Annotated in this window: 15 protein-coding genes; 12 read left to right on the top strand and 3 right to left on the bottom strand. The window is 67.4% G+C overall.

Going from position 1 to position 15,878, the window contains the following annotated elements; translation table 11 throughout:
- Positions 1–224: 224 nt before the first annotated feature.
- From ASC89_RS27680 to ASC89_RS27640, 9 genes are all read left to right on the top strand, one after another.
- A complete protein-coding gene (locus ASC89_RS27680; RefSeq protein WP_056004276.1) occupies positions 225–881 on the top strand; it encodes a response regulator transcription factor in 657 nt (218 codons plus the stop codon).
- Positions 878–2,089 (top strand): HAMP domain-containing sensor histidine kinase, encoded by a 1,212-nt coding sequence (locus tag ASC89_RS27675; protein WP_056004273.1) that lies wholly within the window; start codon positions 878–880, stop codon positions 2,087–2,089. Before ASC89_RS27680 ends, ASC89_RS27675 begins: the two co-directional genes overlap by 4 nt.
- Positions 2,090–2,433: 344 nt before the next feature.
- Positions 2,434–2,904, top strand: coding sequence for a hypothetical protein (locus ASC89_RS27670; protein ID WP_056004272.1), 471 nt, complete (start codon positions 2,434–2,436; stop codon positions 2,902–2,904).
- Positions 2,901–4,376, top strand: coding sequence for an efflux RND transporter periplasmic adaptor subunit (locus ASC89_RS27665; protein ID WP_056004269.1), 1,476 nt, complete (start codon positions 2,901–2,903; stop codon positions 4,374–4,376). Before ASC89_RS27670 ends, ASC89_RS27665 begins: the two co-directional genes overlap by 4 nt.
- Positions 4,373–5,059 (top strand): ABC transporter ATP-binding protein, encoded by a 687-nt coding sequence (locus ASC89_RS27660; protein ID WP_056004266.1) that lies wholly within the window; start codon positions 4,373–4,375, stop codon positions 5,057–5,059. Before ASC89_RS27665 ends, ASC89_RS27660 begins: the two co-directional genes overlap by 4 nt.
- Positions 5,056–6,255, top strand: a complete 1,200-nt coding sequence (locus ASC89_RS27655) for an ABC transporter permease (protein ID WP_056004263.1) — start codon at positions 5,056–5,058, stop codon at positions 6,253–6,255. Before ASC89_RS27660 ends, ASC89_RS27655 begins: the two co-directional genes overlap by 4 nt.
- A 233-nt stretch (positions 6,256–6,488) precedes the next feature.
- On the top strand, positions 6,489–7,316 hold the full coding sequence (locus tag ASC89_RS27650; protein ID WP_056004260.1) for an ABC transporter substrate-binding protein: 828 nt from the start codon (positions 6,489–6,491) through the stop codon (positions 7,314–7,316).
- A complete protein-coding gene (locus ASC89_RS27645) occupies positions 7,313–8,149 on the top strand; it encodes an amino acid ABC transporter permease (protein WP_056004257.1) in 837 nt (278 codons plus the stop codon). The genes ASC89_RS27650 and ASC89_RS27645 overlap by 4 nt, the downstream gene beginning before the upstream one ends.
- Positions 8,146–8,901, top strand: coding sequence for an amino acid ABC transporter ATP-binding protein (locus ASC89_RS27640; RefSeq protein ID WP_056004255.1), 756 nt, complete (start codon positions 8,146–8,148; stop codon positions 8,899–8,901). The genes ASC89_RS27645 and ASC89_RS27640 overlap by 4 nt, the downstream gene beginning before the upstream one ends.
- Before the next feature lie 224 nt (positions 8,902–9,125).
- Here ASC89_RS27640 and ASC89_RS27635 read toward each other — a convergent pair whose 3' ends face one another.
- On the bottom strand, positions 9,126–10,289 hold the full coding sequence (locus tag ASC89_RS27635) for a M20 aminoacylase family protein (protein ID WP_056004252.1): 1,164 nt from the start codon (positions 10,287–10,289) through the stop codon (positions 9,126–9,128).
- Between the two features lie 50 nt (positions 10,290–10,339).
- Here ASC89_RS27635 and ASC89_RS27630 point away from each other — a divergent pair, with 50 nt between their 5' ends.
- Positions 10,340–10,954 (top strand): hypothetical protein, encoded by a 615-nt coding sequence (locus ASC89_RS27630; protein WP_056004249.1) that lies wholly within the window; start codon positions 10,340–10,342, stop codon positions 10,952–10,954.
- 231 nt (positions 10,955–11,185) lie between these two features.
- Here the strand turns inward: ASC89_RS27630 and ASC89_RS27625 are convergent, their stop codons facing one another.
- On the bottom strand, positions 11,186–12,022 hold the full coding sequence (locus ASC89_RS27625; RefSeq protein ID WP_056004246.1) for an SDR family oxidoreductase: 837 nt from the start codon (positions 12,020–12,022) through the stop codon (positions 11,186–11,188).
- Between the two features lie 112 nt (positions 12,023–12,134).
- Between ASC89_RS27625 and ASC89_RS27620 the strand changes: the two genes are divergently transcribed.
- Complete coding sequence (locus ASC89_RS27620) at positions 12,135–13,037, top strand: AraC family transcriptional regulator (RefSeq protein ID WP_056004244.1); 903 nt, start codon at positions 12,135–12,137, stop codon at positions 13,035–13,037.
- Positions 13,038–13,331: 294 nt separating this feature from the next.
- On the opposite strand, the gene ASC89_RS27615 is transcribed toward ASC89_RS27620, so the two are convergent.
- Positions 13,332–14,339: a LacI family DNA-binding transcriptional regulator gene (locus ASC89_RS27615; protein WP_056004241.1), complete on the bottom strand. Its 1,008-nt coding sequence runs from the start codon at positions 14,337–14,339 to the stop codon at positions 13,332–13,334.
- A 211-nt stretch (positions 14,340–14,550) separates the two neighbouring features.
- Here ASC89_RS27615 and ASC89_RS27610 point away from each other — a divergent pair, with 211 nt between their 5' ends.
- Positions 14,551–15,873 carry an alpha-L-fucosidase gene (locus ASC89_RS27610; RefSeq protein WP_056004238.1) on the top strand — a complete coding sequence of 441 codons (1,323 nt, stop codon included), beginning with the start codon at positions 14,551–14,553 and terminating at the stop codon, positions 15,871–15,873.
- The last annotated feature ends 5 nt before the right edge of the window (positions 15,874–15,878 follow it).

The following is a 15,878-nucleotide window of genomic DNA, read 5'->3' as shown; positions in this document are numbered from 1 at the left end:
ACTTGCCCCGGCAGTTTGGCCCCAGACTTACCGCGGCACGCACCCTTTGCATTGCGCGAGCGTGGCACGGCCCGATCGTCTCCGCAACGCCCCCACCCGCTATGGCGCCAGCCGTCGCTTCCTAACGCCGCCCTAACACCGCGTCGCCTAGAGCGAGAGCGGCGAGCTCTGGCGTTTCACCCGTTCGGTGAAAGCTTTAGCATGGTTTGCTGGAGGGTAAGCGGGTGCGCGTTTTAGTGGTCGAAGACGAACGGCAGCTGGCGGATTCGATCGCCGAGGGCCTGCGGCTCCATGCCATGGCGGTGGATGTGGCCTATGACGGGGCAGCCGGGCTCGATCGGGCGCTGGTCAACGATTACGACGTGCTGGTGCTCGATCGCGATATCCCGCTCGTCTCGGGCGACGAGGTCTGCGCCGTGCTGGTCGAGACCCAGTCCCCGACCCGCATCCTGATGCTCACCGCTGCCACTGCCGTGGCGCAGCGCGTTGCCGGGCTCGGGCTCGGCGCCGACGACTACCTGACCAAGCCCTTTGCCTTCGCCGAGCTGGTGGCCCGCGTCCAGGCCCTGGCCCGCCGCGCCCGGCCGGCCATCCCGCCGGTGCTCGAACGCTCCGGCCTCCGGCTCGATCCCCACCGCCGCATTGTGCTTCGAGGTGATAAACCGATCGATCTGTCGAAGAAGGAATTCGCCGTTCTCGAGGAACTGCTGCGCGCCGATGGCGGCGTCGTCTCGGCCGAGCAGTTGCTCGAAAAAGCCTGGGACGAACAGATCGATCCGTTCTCCGGCGTGGTGCGCTTCACCGTGATGAACGTGCGCCGAAAGCTCGGCGAGCCGCAGCTGATCGAAACCGTGCAGGGCGTGGGGTACCGGCTCAAATGAAGATTTTCGGCTTCCCCTGGACCATCCGCACAAGGCTGAGCCTCCTCTATGCCGGCGCCTTCTTCGTTGCCGGCGTGGCGCTGATTGTCGCCATCTACCTCTATCTCGGCGTCGTGCTCGACCGGCAGTTCAGCATCCGCCTGGTGACCGACGACGCGCCGATGGCCCAAGGCCAGTTGGGCGCCCCGGGCGAGCTGCCGCCGCGCGAGCTGATGGACGAGGCCGGGCGCATCAGCGTCATGGTGCGACAGGCGCGGGTCAACACGCTCGACACCATGCTGATGGTGTCGTTCATCCTCGTCGGCATCCTCACCATCATTGCCGGGGTGATCGGCTGGCTGGTGGCCGGCCAGGCGCTGCAACCCTTACGCGACATCACCGCCACGGCCCGCCGCGTCGCCGACCGGAGCCTCCATGAACGCATCGCGCTTGATGGCCCCAGGGATGAGATCAAGGATCTCGCCGATACGCTCGACGCCATGCTGGAGCGGCTCGACCGCTCCTTCGACAGCCAGCGCCGCTTCGTCGCCAATGCCAGCCATGAGCTGCGCACCCCGCTCACCATCACCCGCACGCTGATCGAGGTGGCGCTGCTCGAAGCCGGCCCCGACGACAAGCTGCGCCAGCTTGGCACCACGCTCCTCGCCGTCAACCAGCGCCACGAGAAGCTGACCGATGGGCTTTTGACCCTCGCCAGCGGCGAGCAGCGCGCCGCCGAGTTCCATACCGTCGAACTGGGCGAAATCGCCGGACACATCGTCACTGAGCTCACCCCGATCGCCGAACGGGCCGGCGTGCGGCTCGGCGCCGCCTTCGTCCCCGGCACCGTGATGGGCGACGCCTTCCTGCTCGAGCGGCTGATCCAGAACCTCATCGAGAACGCCATCCAGTACAATGTTGCTGAGAACGGCTGGGTGAGCGTCCACACTGCGCTGAGCGGCAACGGCGTCGAACTGGTGGTCGAAAACACCGGCCCCCTCGTACCGGCCTACGAGATCCCCAGCCTGTTCGAACCGTTCCGCCGCCTCGCCGCCACCGAACGCCTCGCCGGCGCCACCCGCGGCCCCATCACCCGCGGCGCCGGCCTCGGCCTCTCCATCGTCCGCTCCGTCGCCCACACCCATGGCGGCGAGGTTGAAGCCACCCCACGCGAGGGCGGTGGGCTGGTGGTACGGGTGCGGTTTCCGGCGGCTTCGGCCGCTGACTGAACGTGCAGTCAGCGCACCCTCTCCCGCTTGCGGGGGAGGGGGGACCAGCCGAAAGGCTGGTAGGTGGGGGGCCACAAACACCGGCCGAACACCCTCCCCTTGACGGGGAGGGATGGGGTGGGGTGTGCCACGCGCTCGATGCTCGCTGAAGCCGCCAAGCACCGTGCCTTCCCACACCCCCTCCGAGCTCCGCTAGGTCGCTTCGCTCCCAAGCTCCGCTTGCCTCCCCCGTCCAGGGGGAGGTGGGCATCGAGTCCTTGGCCAGCTCTGTACTCACCTAACACCCGCCTAATACCGCATCTCGTATCCCGTCGCTCCCAAGTGCAAACGACGGAGACATGACGATGCTCACCCAGACTTTCCTCCCCCTCCTCACCGCCGCCCTGCTGCTGGTCGCCCCGCTACCCTCCTTCGCCCAGGCCCCCGCCGACAACGACGATGCCGCCCTCGCCTATGCCCAGTGCATGCGCGACAACGGCTATGCCGAGTTTCCCGATCCGACGCCGGGCGAGGGCATGCGCTTTCTCATCACCCCTGGCAGCGCCGCCCGTTTCGAAAAAGCCTCGGCCGCCTGCCACGATCTCGCCCCCGAGGGGATGCGCGGCGAAGGCGTCACCCCTGAGCAACTCGAGGGCCTGCTGAAGCTGGCGCAATGCGTGCGCGAGCACGGGCTGCCGAACTTCCCCGATCCGAGCCCCGATGGCGGCTTCGATGCCGGCAAGATCGGCGCCGGACCGGATGATCCAAAGCTCCGTGCCGCCATGGATGCCTGCCGCGAGCTGAGCGGTGGCGCCCGGATCATGATCGGCGGATGATCCACCTCCGCACCATGCTCTCCGGCGGCGCGCTTGCTATTGCCGCCGGGGCCGTCGCGATCGCGGGCTTTGTGCTGCTGCAGCCGGCGCCTCCATCGGCTGCACCGAGCGCCGCCCCCATCGCGACGGCCGAGATCACCCGGGGCGAGCTGGTCGACAGTAAGACCGTCACCGGCACGCTCGGCTATAGCGAGCTCACGGCCTTGCGCCCGAGCCTCGCCGGCGCCTCGGCAATGGTCACCGCGCTGGCGCCGGTGGGCGCCACCATCGAGCGTGGCGAAGCGCTCTACGGGCTCGATGGCCAGCCGGCCATCCTGTTCTACGGCACCGTGCCGCAACACCGCACACTCCGCTTCGATGCCGATACGGACGTTCCCGTCTGGGTCGAGCTCGAACAGAGCGAAGCCGCCGTGGCCGCCGCCGACCTGACGGTGGCGCTCGAAACCCAGCGCCTCGCCGATGCCGAAGCACGCAGCACCGATCTCGCCGCCCGGCTCGCCGACGCCAGCGCCAGCGCCCCTGCCCTCCCCGAGTTCATTGAACTAAGCGGCGCCGTCGCGGTCGCTGCGGCGAAGCTGGCGCGGGTCACCGAACTCTCGGCCGCCGAACTGGCGCCCAGCGCCGAAATCGCGGCCGCCGAAGCCGAGCTCGCCAAGGCCCGCGCCGCCGCGGCCGCCGCCATCCGCACCCTCGATAAGGACCTCGCCGCGGCAAAACTCGATGCCGTCGCAGCCCGCGTCGCCATTGCCGATGCCACAGTGAAACGCGACGCGCTGCGCGATACCCACGCGGCGCTCGTCGCCCGGGCCGACGACACTGCCGATGTCGCGCAACTGGCCGACAATCTCGCCGCCCTCGGCTATGCCGGCCCGCTCGGCCAACAGGTGCGCAGCTGGCAACGCGTCTCCGGCCTCGCCGTCACCGGCATTGTCAGTCTCGGCCAGGTGGTGATTGCAGAGGGGCCGGTGCATGTCGCCGCGCACGATGCCAGTGTCGGCGAAACCCTGCTCGCCGCCTCAGCCGACCGCAGCTCGATCCTCGATTATTCCGACATCACCAAGCTGGTGACCGTGCCGCTCGCCGTCGCCGACCAGGCGCTTGCCGCGGTCGGCCGCCCCGTCACCGTCACCCTGCCTGATGATCGCAAGGTGGCCGGCACGATCTCCGAGGTCGGCTCGGTGGTGACCGACGGCAATATCGAGGTGACCGTGGGGATCGCCGACCAGGCCGCCCTCGACGGGCTGGAAGTCGCCTCGGTCGACGTGGATTTCGTCAGCGAGCGCCGCAATGACGTGCTCTCGGTGCCGATCGCCGCGCTGCTGGCCCGGCCGGAAGGCGGCTTTGCCGTCGAGCTCGTCGATGCTGGCGGCACCAAGCTGGTGCCCGTCGATACCGGCCTGTTCGCCGCCGGGCGGGTCGAGGTCAGCGGCGACGGCATTGCAGAGGGCGAGCGGGTCAGCGTGCCCGGATGACGGCAACCATCGTTTCCCTGAGGAACGTGTCGCGCGGCTTTGCCGGCGGCGTGCTGGCGCTGCGCGATGTCAGCCTCGAGATCGGGCGCGGCGAGCTCGTCGCCATCGTCGGCCCCTCCGGCTCGGGCAAATCCACCATGCTCAACATCATCGGTACGCTCGATCGCGCCAGCGCCGGCACTGTCGAAATCGACGGGCTGGCGGTCGAGAACCTCAAGGACAGCCAGCTCTCGGCGCTGCGGGCCCGCCACATCGGCTTCGTGTTCCAGCATTTCCACCTGTCGCCCGGCGTCTCGGCGCTCGACAATGTCGCCGATGGCCTGCTCTACACCGGCACCGGATTGCGCGAACGGCGCGAGCGCGCCGAAGCGGCGCTGTGCGAGGTCGGGCTTGCCCACCGGCTCGACCACCGCCCACATCAGCTGTCGGGCGGCGAAAAGCAGCGCACCGCCATTGCTCGCGCCCTGGCGCGGCGGCCGCTGCTGCTGCTCGCCGACGAGCCGACCGGCGCGCTCGACAGCACCTCGGGCGAAGGCGTGGTGCAGTTGCTGCTCGGCCTCCACCGCGCCGGCACCGCCGTGGTGGTAATCACCCATGATCGCGACCTCGCCGCCCGCTTCGACCGGCAGGCCGCCATGCGCGACGGGCAACTGGTCGAAGACACCAGGCGGAGCATAAGATGAGCACGCTGCAACCCGCCAAACTGCTGGCCATCGACGTGGTGCGGCTCGCCGCCTATGGCTTAACGGCCCGGCCGCTGCGTGTCGTGCTCTCTGCGCTCGGCATCGCCATCGGCATTGCCGCAATGATCGCGGTGGTCGGCATTTCCACCTCGAGCCGCGCCCAGCTCAACCAGCTGCTCTCCGAACTCGGCACGAACCTCCTCAGCGCCGGGCCGGGCAAGTCGATGTTCGGCGAAGCCGCGACCATGCCGCCCGAATCCATCGCCATGCTCGGCCGTATTGCCGAGGTCGAAATGGTGAGCGCCATCGGCGTCCTGGCCGATGCGCGGATCTATCGCTCCAACCGCATCCCCGTGAGCCAGTCGGGCGGCCTTGCCGTCTACGCCGCGAGGCTGAACCTGCTCGAAACCCTGAGCGCGGAGGTCGCCGTCGGCTCCTGGCTCAACGAAGCCACCGCCAACTACCCCGCCGTGGTGCTCGGCGCCCGCGCTGCCGCCCGGCTCGGCATCGGCCGCGGGCTGATCGGTCAACAGGTGTGGCTCGGCGGCCGCTGGTTCACCGTGGTCGGTATCCTCGCACCGGTCTCGCTGGTGCCCATGCTCGATCTATCGGCGCTGATCGGCTGGCCCGCCGGCGAGCGCCACCTCGATTTCGAGGGCGATATCACCACGCTCTACCTCCGCACCGCCCCCGACGCAGTGGAAGCCGTGCGCAGCATCCTCGCCCCCTCCGCCAACCCCAAGGAGCCCAACGAGGTCGATGTCTCCCGCCCCTCCGATGCGCTGGCCGCCGAAGCCGCGGCCGACGTCGCCTTCACCGGATTGCTGCTCGGGCTCGGCGCTGTGGCGCTCCTGGTCGGCGGCATCGGCGTCGCCAACACCATGGTGATTTCGGTGCTGGAGCGGCGCGCCGAAATCGGCCTCCGCCGCTCACAGGGCGCGACACGCGGCCATATCCGGATGCAGTTCTTCGGCGAGGCGCTGCTCCTCGCGCTGCTCGGCGGCGGCAGCGGCGTCCTGATCGGCGCGCTGGTCACCATCGGCTACGCCCACGTCATGGGCTGGCCGGTGGACATCCCCCTGTGGGTGCCGGCCGGCGGCATGGCCGCAACGCTGCTGATCGGCGGCATTGCCGGGCTGTACCCGGCGATCCGCGCCGCGCGGCTCGCGCCGACCGAGGCGCTGAGCGTGGGGTGAGCGGCCACCGGCCTCTCCATGATCCTCCCCCGCGTGGCGGGGGAGGATCACTGCACTATCAGCGGCTCCGCCCCATTCCCCGCAACTCATTGCAACTGCAATGAACTTTCCCGCCATTCCGAATCTCTGCAATTCTATGGCTGGCGTCGCGCCGGATTGTCGGTAAATTCCCCCGCGGGGCTTGGTGGACGGGGCATTTCAGCTTGCCGCCGGGCGAAAACACGAGAGTGAAGATGGCTCAAAAGCACAATGTTCTGACTGTTGCGCTGCTGGCTCTGATGGCGATGGTCGTCACGCCGGTGCTGGCGCAGGAAAAGACTCCCAACGATCCGCGGCTGTTCACGCCCGGCAAGCTCACCGTCTCGACCTCCGAGCCGAGCTATCCACCATGGGTGCTCGACAACAATCCGGAAGCCGGCGAAGGCTTTGAGGCGGCGCTGGTTTACGCGCTCGCCGCCGAACTCGGGTTCAAGAAAGATGACGTGGTCTGGGTCGACGTGACCTTCGACGGCGCCATCGCACCCGGCCCGAAGGCCTATGATTTCTCGATCCAGCAGATCTCGGTCACCCCGGATCGCGCCAAGGTCGCGACCTTCTCCGATGTCTACTACCAGTCCGACAAGGCCGTGATCGCGCTCCCGGCCTCGGCCGTCGCCGGCGCCAAGAGCTTCGCCGACCTGAAGGCGGCCAAGTGGGGCGTTGCCGTCGGCACCACCGATTTCGACTACGTGACCAACGTGCTCGGCATTGCCGATGCCGCCGTGTTCGACGACCAGGCGGGCGTGTTCCAGGCGCTGCAGGGTGGCCAGATCGACGCCACCGTCGCGGCGCTGCCGACGGCGCTCTATGCCACGTGCTGTCAGGTGCCTGAGGCCAAGATCACCGCGATCCTGCCCAAGGACCCCAAGGACGAGGGCCTCGGCCTGCTCTTCGCCTACGAGAACCCGATCGTGCCGTGGATCAACGAAGGCCTCGCCGCGCTCAAGTCCAAGGGCACCATCGACGAGCTGGCCAAGAAGTACCTGATCGCCGATCCGAGCATTCCCGAGATCACGCAATGACACGACGACCCGGCAAAGGACGCCGGCAGATCGCTCTCAAGGACCGGCTCGCGCCGGTCCTTATTAGTTTGGCCAGCGTCGTCCTGGTGTTCGGCGCCATCGCGTACTTCGTCGGTACGGCCGAGCAATGGCCACGCATCCAGAGCCAGTTCTTTTCCGTCGACGCCATGATTGAAGCAGCGCCGGGCGTTGCCCGCGGCTTCCTCGTTTCCTTGCAGATCTGGCTGATCAGCCTCGTCTGCATCGGCATCTGGGCGCTGGTGCTGGCGATTTTCCGCGCCATGAGCGGCCCGTGGTTCGCGCCGCTGCGCGTCTTCGCCATCGTCTATGTCGATCTGTTCCGCGGCCTGCCGGCGCTGCTGTTGGTGCTGCTGTTCGGCTTCGGCATTCCGGCGTTGAACCTCCCCGGCCTGCCCAAGGAAGGGCTGTTCTGGGGCGGGGTGGCGCTGATCCTGAGCTATTCGGCCTATGCCACCGAGGTCTATCGCTCCGGCATCGAGGCGGTGCATGAGGGCCAGGGCATGGCGGCCAAGGCGCTCGGCCTCAGCCAGTGGCAGACCCTGCGCTACGCCATCCTGCCGCAGGCCTTGCGCAATGTGGTACCGGCCATGCTGAACCTCGTCGTCGCGCTGCAGAAGGATGTGGCCCTGCTCTCAGTGCTCGGCGTCCGCGATGCAGTGCGCGAGGCGCAGATCTACACCGCCCGCACCTTCAACTATTCCTCGCTCGTCGTCGCCGCGATCCTGTTCCTGCTCGCCACCATCCCCCTGGCGCGCCTGACCGATCACCTCGCCCGCCGCGACCGCCAGCGCCGCCTGCAAGGTGCCAAATGAACCGCATCGAGATCGAACAGCTCACCAAATTCTATGGCGAACGCCAGGTGCTGGACGCGGTGGATCTCTCGATCGCACCGCACGAAGTGGTGTGCCTGATCGGCGCCTCCGGCTCCGGCAAATCGACGCTGCTCCGCTGCATCAACGGGCTCACCGAGTTCGACGAAGGCACCGTCAGGCTCGACGGCGTCGATATCTACGACGAGAGCTTTGGCCGCACCGGGCTCTACAAGCGCGTCGGCATTGTCTTTCAGGCCTATAACCTCTTCCCGCATATGAGCGTGCTCGAAAACATCACGCTGGCGCCGATCCGCGTCCATGGCCGCGATCGCCGCGAGGCCGAGGCGGCCGGGCTGAAACTGCTCGAACTGTTCGGCCTCGGCCAATATGCCAAGGCCTATCCCGAGCAGCTCTCGGGCGGCCAGCAACAGCGCGTCGCCATCGTCCGCTCGCTCGCCACCGAACCCGACGTGCTGCTGCTCGACGAGGTGACGGCGGCGCTCGACCCCGAGCTGATCGGCGAAGTGCTGAAGATCATCCGGGATTTGAAGACCAGCGGCATGACCATGGTGATCGTCACCCACGAAATGGGCTTCGCCCGCGACGTCGCCGACCGCGTCTGCTTCCTCGACGGCGGCCGCATCGTCGAACAAGGCAACCCGCACCAGCTGTTCTCAAAGCCGGAAAACCCGCGGACGCAGAAGTTCCTGGAGCGGATTATCGCAGCGGGTAGGTTGGAGGCGACGGTTTAGATCAAGCGCTGCACTCTCCTTGATCCTCCCCCGCGTGGCGGGGGAGGGGGACCGCCGAAGGCGGTGGAGGGGGCGGCAAGAGTCGCCGGTTGGTTTAGCNGGCAAGAGTCGCCGGTTGGTTTAGCTCCCCCCACCACCAGCTTCGCTGGTCCCCCTCCCCCGCCACGCGGGGGAGGATCACCGCACCGCCGGTGGTCTACTGCGCCGACTGCCGGCGTCAGTGCCTACCCGTTCGCCGCCAGATAGTCCTCGACCAGCGCCACCCAATACTTCGCCGCCGGCGCAATCACCGCGTCGTTGAAATCATACCGCGGGCTGTGTAGATCCGCGCTCGCCCCATTGCCGACGAACAGATAGCTCCCCTTCTGCTTCTGCAGCATGAAGGCGAAATCCTCGCTCACCAGCAGCGGCTTCAGCGCCCCGACCTTCTCCTCGCCGAAGTGCTTTATCGCCGTCTGCCGGGCGAACGTCGTCTGGTCATGGTGGTTGAACAGCGCCGGAAAGCCCGGCGGGTGGACCACCTCAGCCACCGCGCCAAAACTCGCTGCCTGCGCTTCGGCCAAGAGCTTGATCCGCTCGCGGATCCGGTCGCGCACCGCCTCGGTGAAGGCGCGGGTGTTGAGCTGCAGTTCGACGCTGTCGGGGATCACATTGGGCATCGAGCCGCCATGCATCATCCCGACGGTGACCACCGCGGTTTCCAGTGGGTCGATGTTGCGCGAGACGATCGATTGCAGCGCCAGCACCAGCGACGAGGCGGCGACGATCGGGTCCACCGCCTCATGCGGCATGGCGCCGTGCCCGCCCTTGCCCTTGATGGTGATGATGATCCAGTCGACCGCGGCCATGGCCGGCCCGTCGATGAAGCGGAACTCGCCCTCCGGCACCCCCGGCCAGTTATGCATGCCGAACAGCGCATCGACCGGGAAGCGCTCGAACAGCCCGTCCTCGATCATCTCGACCGCGCCGCCGACTTCCTCGGCCGGCTGGAAGATCAGCCGTACCGTGCCGGAGAAGTTGCGCGTCTCGGCCAGGTGCTTCGCCGCGGCGAGGAGGATGGTGGTGTGCCCGTCATGCCCGCAGGCATGCATCACGCCGGGCTTCTGGCTGGCATAGTCGAGGCCGGTCGCTTCGGCGATCGGCAGCGCGTCCATATCGGCGCGGAGCCCGATTATGCGCTCCCCTGCCCCGGCCCTGAGCGTTGCCACCACGCCGGCGCCGCCAATGCCGGTCGCCACCTCATAGCCCCAGCCGGTGAGCAGTTCGGCGACCAGCGCGCTGGTGGCGAATTCCTCGCGGCTCAGCTCCGGCGCGGCATGCAGCCGCCGGCGCAGGGCGATGAAATCGGCGATGTCGTTCGGGGCGGTAAGGGGCGGAGTGACTTTCATGGCGAGCGCCTGTATCGCAGACTTCCGACCCCGATAGAACAGCCTACGCGATGCACCATCCCCTGCTCGACCTGTTGACCAACGCCGCCGAAGGGCGCTTTCCCGCTGTCGATGGCGGCGTCACCGTGCTGCCGCCTTTGGCCGGCGGCTGGGAATGTTCGGTCGCCTTCACCGGCCACGCCGTCGTCGCCACCGCACGCTCGGCCGACGAGGTGCTGCGCCAGGGCCCCGATGGTTTCGGCGCCTCGATGGCGCCGGATTTCCTGCGCTGGCTGGCTGGACCAGCAGGCTTCATCGGCGTCATCGACGCGATGCTCTATACCCGCGGCACCGGCACTTCGAGCCTGCCGCTCCGCACCGATGCCGACGATCACCCACGGGTGAAGTATGCCCGGCAATACCGTTCCGATGTCCGGGTCTATGGCGACGAGCGCGGCCTCATCACCATCGGCGCCGGCCTCGCCGGGCGGCGCGAACTGAGCGTCGAAGCCGGCACCCACAATCTCGGCTTCGGCACCTCGCTGATCAAGGAGGCCGTCGGCCTCGTCCCCGAAGGCGAACTGCTGTTCGCCGCGGTTTCGCCGGGCAACGCGCGCTCGCTCCGGGCGTTCCTCAGTTTGGGCTTCACTCCGATCGGCAGCGAAGCGCTGATCCGGCCGGCTTGATGCTCACCGGCGGCAGGGGGGTGGCCTTCTCCCCTTGTGGTCGCGGGACGAGGGCGTAGCCCTCGCCCGGAGGTGCCCGAAGGGCGGATGAGGGGTCCGCGCACGAAGTGTAGCGCGATCGGAGCGTAAGCGACGAGCGACCGGAGTGCGCGGAGAGAGACCCCTCATCCGGCCTTCGGCCACCTTCTCCCACAAGGGGAGAAGGCACTCACACCACCGTCAGCGCTCTCGTCACACAAACCGCGCCGCATTATCCGCGACATAATCCACCAGCCGCCGCGCCGCGCGGCCGGTGACCCGCGAAACATCGCCGCTGTCCGCCGCCACCCAGCCCTGCGTCACCGGGTAAAAGATCGGCGCCAGGTGCTCGGCATATTCGCGCGTCAGCCCGCTGCGCTCAGCCGAGGCGATGAACTGGCTGACCTCGATCGGCTCGTAGCGGATCGGCTTGCCGCTCACTGCCGAAAGCACCGAAACCGCATCGGCATAGGTGAGGCTCTCGGCCCCGGTGAGGGTCAGCGCCTCGCCGTCGAAATCCGGCCGGGTCAGCGCCGCCGCCGCGACGTCGGCAATGTCCCGCGCATCGACGAAGCTGGTCCGCGTCTCGCCGGCCGGCAGCTGGATCAGGCCGCGCTCGCGCACATCCTTCAGCCAATAGGTGTGGAAATTGTCGAAGAACCAGTTCGGCCTGAGCAGGACATAGGGCGTGCCCGACGCTTCGATCTTCCGCTCCAGCTGGCGGAACGGGATCGCCTCGTCGGCATCGACGCCGATGGCCGACTGCAGCACGATCTTGATGCCCGCTGCCGCAGCCGCGTCGACGAAACGGCCGAGCATATGCAGCGGATGGTGCGGGCCGGTGGGCACCACGAGGTAGATCGCGTCGACACCCGCCAGGGCCCCCGCAAAGCTCTCCGGCGCTTCGAAATCGAGGCGAGTGGCTTCGCCGAGGCTGGCCTCGCCGCGGCGCGAGGCGGCGCGGACGCGATGGCCGAGCGCCAGGAGGCGCGGCACCAGGTGTTTGCCGACGGTGCCGTTGGCGGCGGTGACGAGAATGGTCGAGGACATGGGCGTTGCTCCAGTTGTTATCAGCCACATGTGGTCACCTCGGTGAGCCGATCCATGCTCATGTCGTGCAATTCCATTGCCGATCGTCTCATCTCGCATTATCTGTCCCTGCATGACCGTGCTCGACCAATGGATGCGGATGTACTCCCGACCCCAGCTCACACTGGTGCGCAGCGCCGTGGTGGGGCGTTGGGGTTTTAGTCTCGACCCCGGCGCCACCGTGGCCTTCCACCTGGTGAAGAAGGGCAGCGGCTGGCTGCGCCGCCCGGGCGTGCCGGCCATCCGGCTCGAACAGGGCGACCTCGTCGTCATCGCCAATGGCGAAGCGCACGACGTCACCGACCGGAAGGACGGCCTCGCCGAGCCCGTTGCCGAATTTGCCAGGCGGAGCTTCGAGCTCAGCGGGCGCGAGCCCGACGCGGTGATCTTCTGCGGCACGCTCAGGGCTGACACGGCGCGGCGCCAAACCGGGGTGTTCGCCATCCCGCCTTTCATCCATCTGAGCGGCGCCGAGATCGCCGACGACCCGGGGATTGCCGGGCTGGTGGCGCTGCTCAGCGCCGAACTCGAATGCACCTTTGAAGGCAACGAGACGCTGATCGAAAGCCTCACCGCCGGACTGATGATCTACGTGCTGCGCCGCGCCGCCGAACAGGCCGGCCACTCCCCCGGCTGGCTGGTGGCGATGAACGACCCGCAACTGGCGCGAGTGTTCCAGGCCATCCACGCCACGCCCGCCGAGCCCTGGACCGTCGAGGAGATGGCCAGCTCCGCCGGCCTCTCCCGCGCCACCTTCTCGCGCCGTTTCGCCGAACGGGTGGGCGAACCACCGCTCAGCTACCTCACCGCCTGGCGCATGACGCTCGCCGGACGGCGGCTCTTGCAGGGCAAACAGCCGCTTTCACGTATTGCGGCCGAGGTGGGCTACAGTTCGGAGGCAGCGTTCAGCCGGGCGTTCAAGCGGCATCACGGCGTGGCGCCGGCGGCGTATCGGAATGTGGGGGTGGGTGTGTAGCAACGGCGGTGCCACGTACGTCCCCTCGCCCCTCCTCGGGGCGCGATAGCGCCTCCGGGGGGAGAGGGTCAGGGTGAGGGGCGCCAAGCACACCGCGGTAGCCGAGTGAGCGCGAGTGGCACCGCCTCACCCCTCAACCGGCCTTCGGCCACCTTCTCCCCTGAGGGGAGAAGGGAAGGAGACCATCGTTCAGCCAGCGCGCTTGGCGCCCCTCACCCCGCGATGCGGGCCTTCGGCCCACATCGCCGCCCTCTTCCCAGAGGGGCGAGGGGGCGCTAGTGGCCCAGCCGGTGCTCAAACCCGCCGACAAGAATTCCCCGGCACGAACTTCGGCGACAGCACGAAATCCTGCGGTGGCTCCGCCGCCGCCTCCGGCGTGGTGATCCGCTGCAGCAGCCGCCTTGCGATGATGCCGCCCAGCTTCAGCGTATCCTGCACCACCATGGTGATGCGGGGGGTGATGACGTTGCTCCACTGCACGTCGTCGATCATGCACAGCGAAATGTCGCCCGGGCAGTTGAAGCCCAGCTCCTGCATCGCCTGCAGCGCCGCCAGCGCCACTGCGTTATTGGCGCCGAGGATGGCGGTGGGGCGCTCGGGCTGGATCAGCAGCCGCATCGCCGCCTCATAGCCAGCCGAGCGGGTGAACTGGCCATCGACCACATAGTTGGGGTTCACCTCAACCCCGGCGCTGGCCATGGTCTCGACGAAACCGCGATAGCGTTCCGACGCCGTGTGCATGTGCTGTGGCCCAGCGATGAAGGCGATACGCCGGTGCCCGAGCTGCAACAGGTGCTCGGTCAGCATGGCGCCGGCGAGGTAATTGTCCGAGCCGACGAAATCGCGCTCGATGCCGGCAACCTTCTGGTCGAAGCAGACCATCGGCACCTTGATGCTCTCGACGAAGCGCACATAGTCCGGCCCGAAGCTCGACGGCGCCAGGGCGAGGCCGGCGATCTTCAGCCCGATCAGGTGCTCGACCAGCGCCTGCTCGCGCCCCGGCTTGCCCGAGGAGTCAGTGATGAGGACGAAATGCTCGTGCTCGAGCGCGTAGTTCTCGAGCTCGCGACGGATATCGCCGAAGAACGGGTTGCCGACATTGCCGACGACCAGCCCGATCATCTTCGAGCGCCCGCGCGCCAGGCTCTGCGCCAAGGGGTCGGCGACATAGCCCACCGCCGCCACGGCGCTGCGGATCCGCTCCAGCGTTTTCTGGCTCACCCGGCCCGGATTGCTGAGCGCCAGCGACACGGTCGAGACCGAGACTTCCGCGAGCCTCGCTACGTCACGAATGGTGGCCATCAGTTGGTTCTCGAACCGCTTCTATCCGGAGTGGGAGCTTGGTTGGTGAGACGCTCGGCGGACAATTCTGTTGCAATACCTAGCAGTTGCAGGGCTTCACGCAACTGAAATCCACCGAACTGCCCTGTTCCAGATTCCGCCTTGACTCATTGCGCAGTCGACATCAGGATAAAAATCGAACCGGTTCGATAACCGGACCAAGGAGGATAGATTGGATAGCGCACTCACCGTCAGCGGTGGCCTCGACTCGTCGGCGGGCAAGGCCTGGTTCAGCAATGACCGCTTCGGCATGTTCATTCACTTCGGGCTTTACGCCCTCGCCGCGCGCCATGAATGGGTGCAGCACCGCGAGGAAATCGCGCCGGAAACCTACGCCAAGTATTTCGAGAACTTCGACCCCGACCTGTACGACCCCAAGGAGTGGGCGCGCCGGGCGCGCGAGGCCGGGATGAAATATGTGGTGCTGACCGCCAAGCACCACGAGGGCTTCTGCCTGTGGGATTCGAAGTTCACCGACTACAAGGCGACCAACACCCCCTACGGCAAGGACCTGTTGAAGCCCTATGTCGAGGCGTTCCGCGCCGAAGGGCTGAAGGTCGGCTTCTACTATTCGCTGATCGACTGGCACCATCCGGAATTCCCGATCGACGGCATCCATCCGCTGCGCAACCACCCCGATGCGCTGGAGATGAACAAGAGCCGCGATGTCAAAAAGTACGCCGAGTACATGCATAACCAGGTGCGCGAGCTGCTCACCGGGTTCGGCGAGATCTCGGTGATCTGGTTCGACTTCAGCTACCCCAAGCGCGAGTACAAGGGCATGCCCGGCAAGGGCCGTGCCGACTGGCAGTCCGAGGAGCTGATCGGGCTGGTGCGCGAGCTGCAGCCCAACATCATCGTCGGCGACCGGCTGGACCTGCCCACCGACGGCAACTTCCCCAAGGATCTCGCCACGCCGGAGCAGTATACGCCGCGCGTCGCGCCCACCATCAACGGCAAGCCGGTGCGCTGGGAAGTCTGCCACACCTTCTCTGGTTCGTGGGGCTACCACCGCGACGAGAACACTTGGAAGGATGCCGGCCAGCTGATCAACATCCTGATCGATACCGTGGCGCTCGGCGGCAACCTGTTGATGAATGTCGGGCCCACGGCCCGCGGCACCTTCGACAAGCGCGCCGTCACCGCGCTCGAAACCTATGGCGAGTGGCTGCATGTCAACGGCCGCGCGATCTATGGCGCCGGGCCGTCCGAATACCAGGCGCCGGCCGGCACCCGCTTCACCCAGAAGGGCAACCGGCTCTACCTCCACCTCCAGACCTGGCCGTTCCGCCACGTCCATATCCCGGGGCTGGGGCGCAAGGTGAAATATGCCCAGTTCCTGCACGATGCGAGCGAGATCCACTGGCTCGACCCCGATGCCGAGGTCGATTCCAACATCGGCGTCGCAGTCGGCGACGGCATGCTGACGCTCGAACTGCCGGTGCTGAAGCCCGATGTGGTGACCCCGGTGGTCGAGCTGATCCTCAGGGATTGACGATC

This window comes from Devosia sp. Root413D1, from assembly GCF_001425235.1.
Classification (GTDB): Bacteria; Pseudomonadota; Alphaproteobacteria; order Rhizobiales; family Devosiaceae; genus Devosia_A.
The sequence above is the reverse complement of the archived record's forward strand: the minus strand, read 5'-3'. Positions and strand labels throughout refer to the sequence as shown.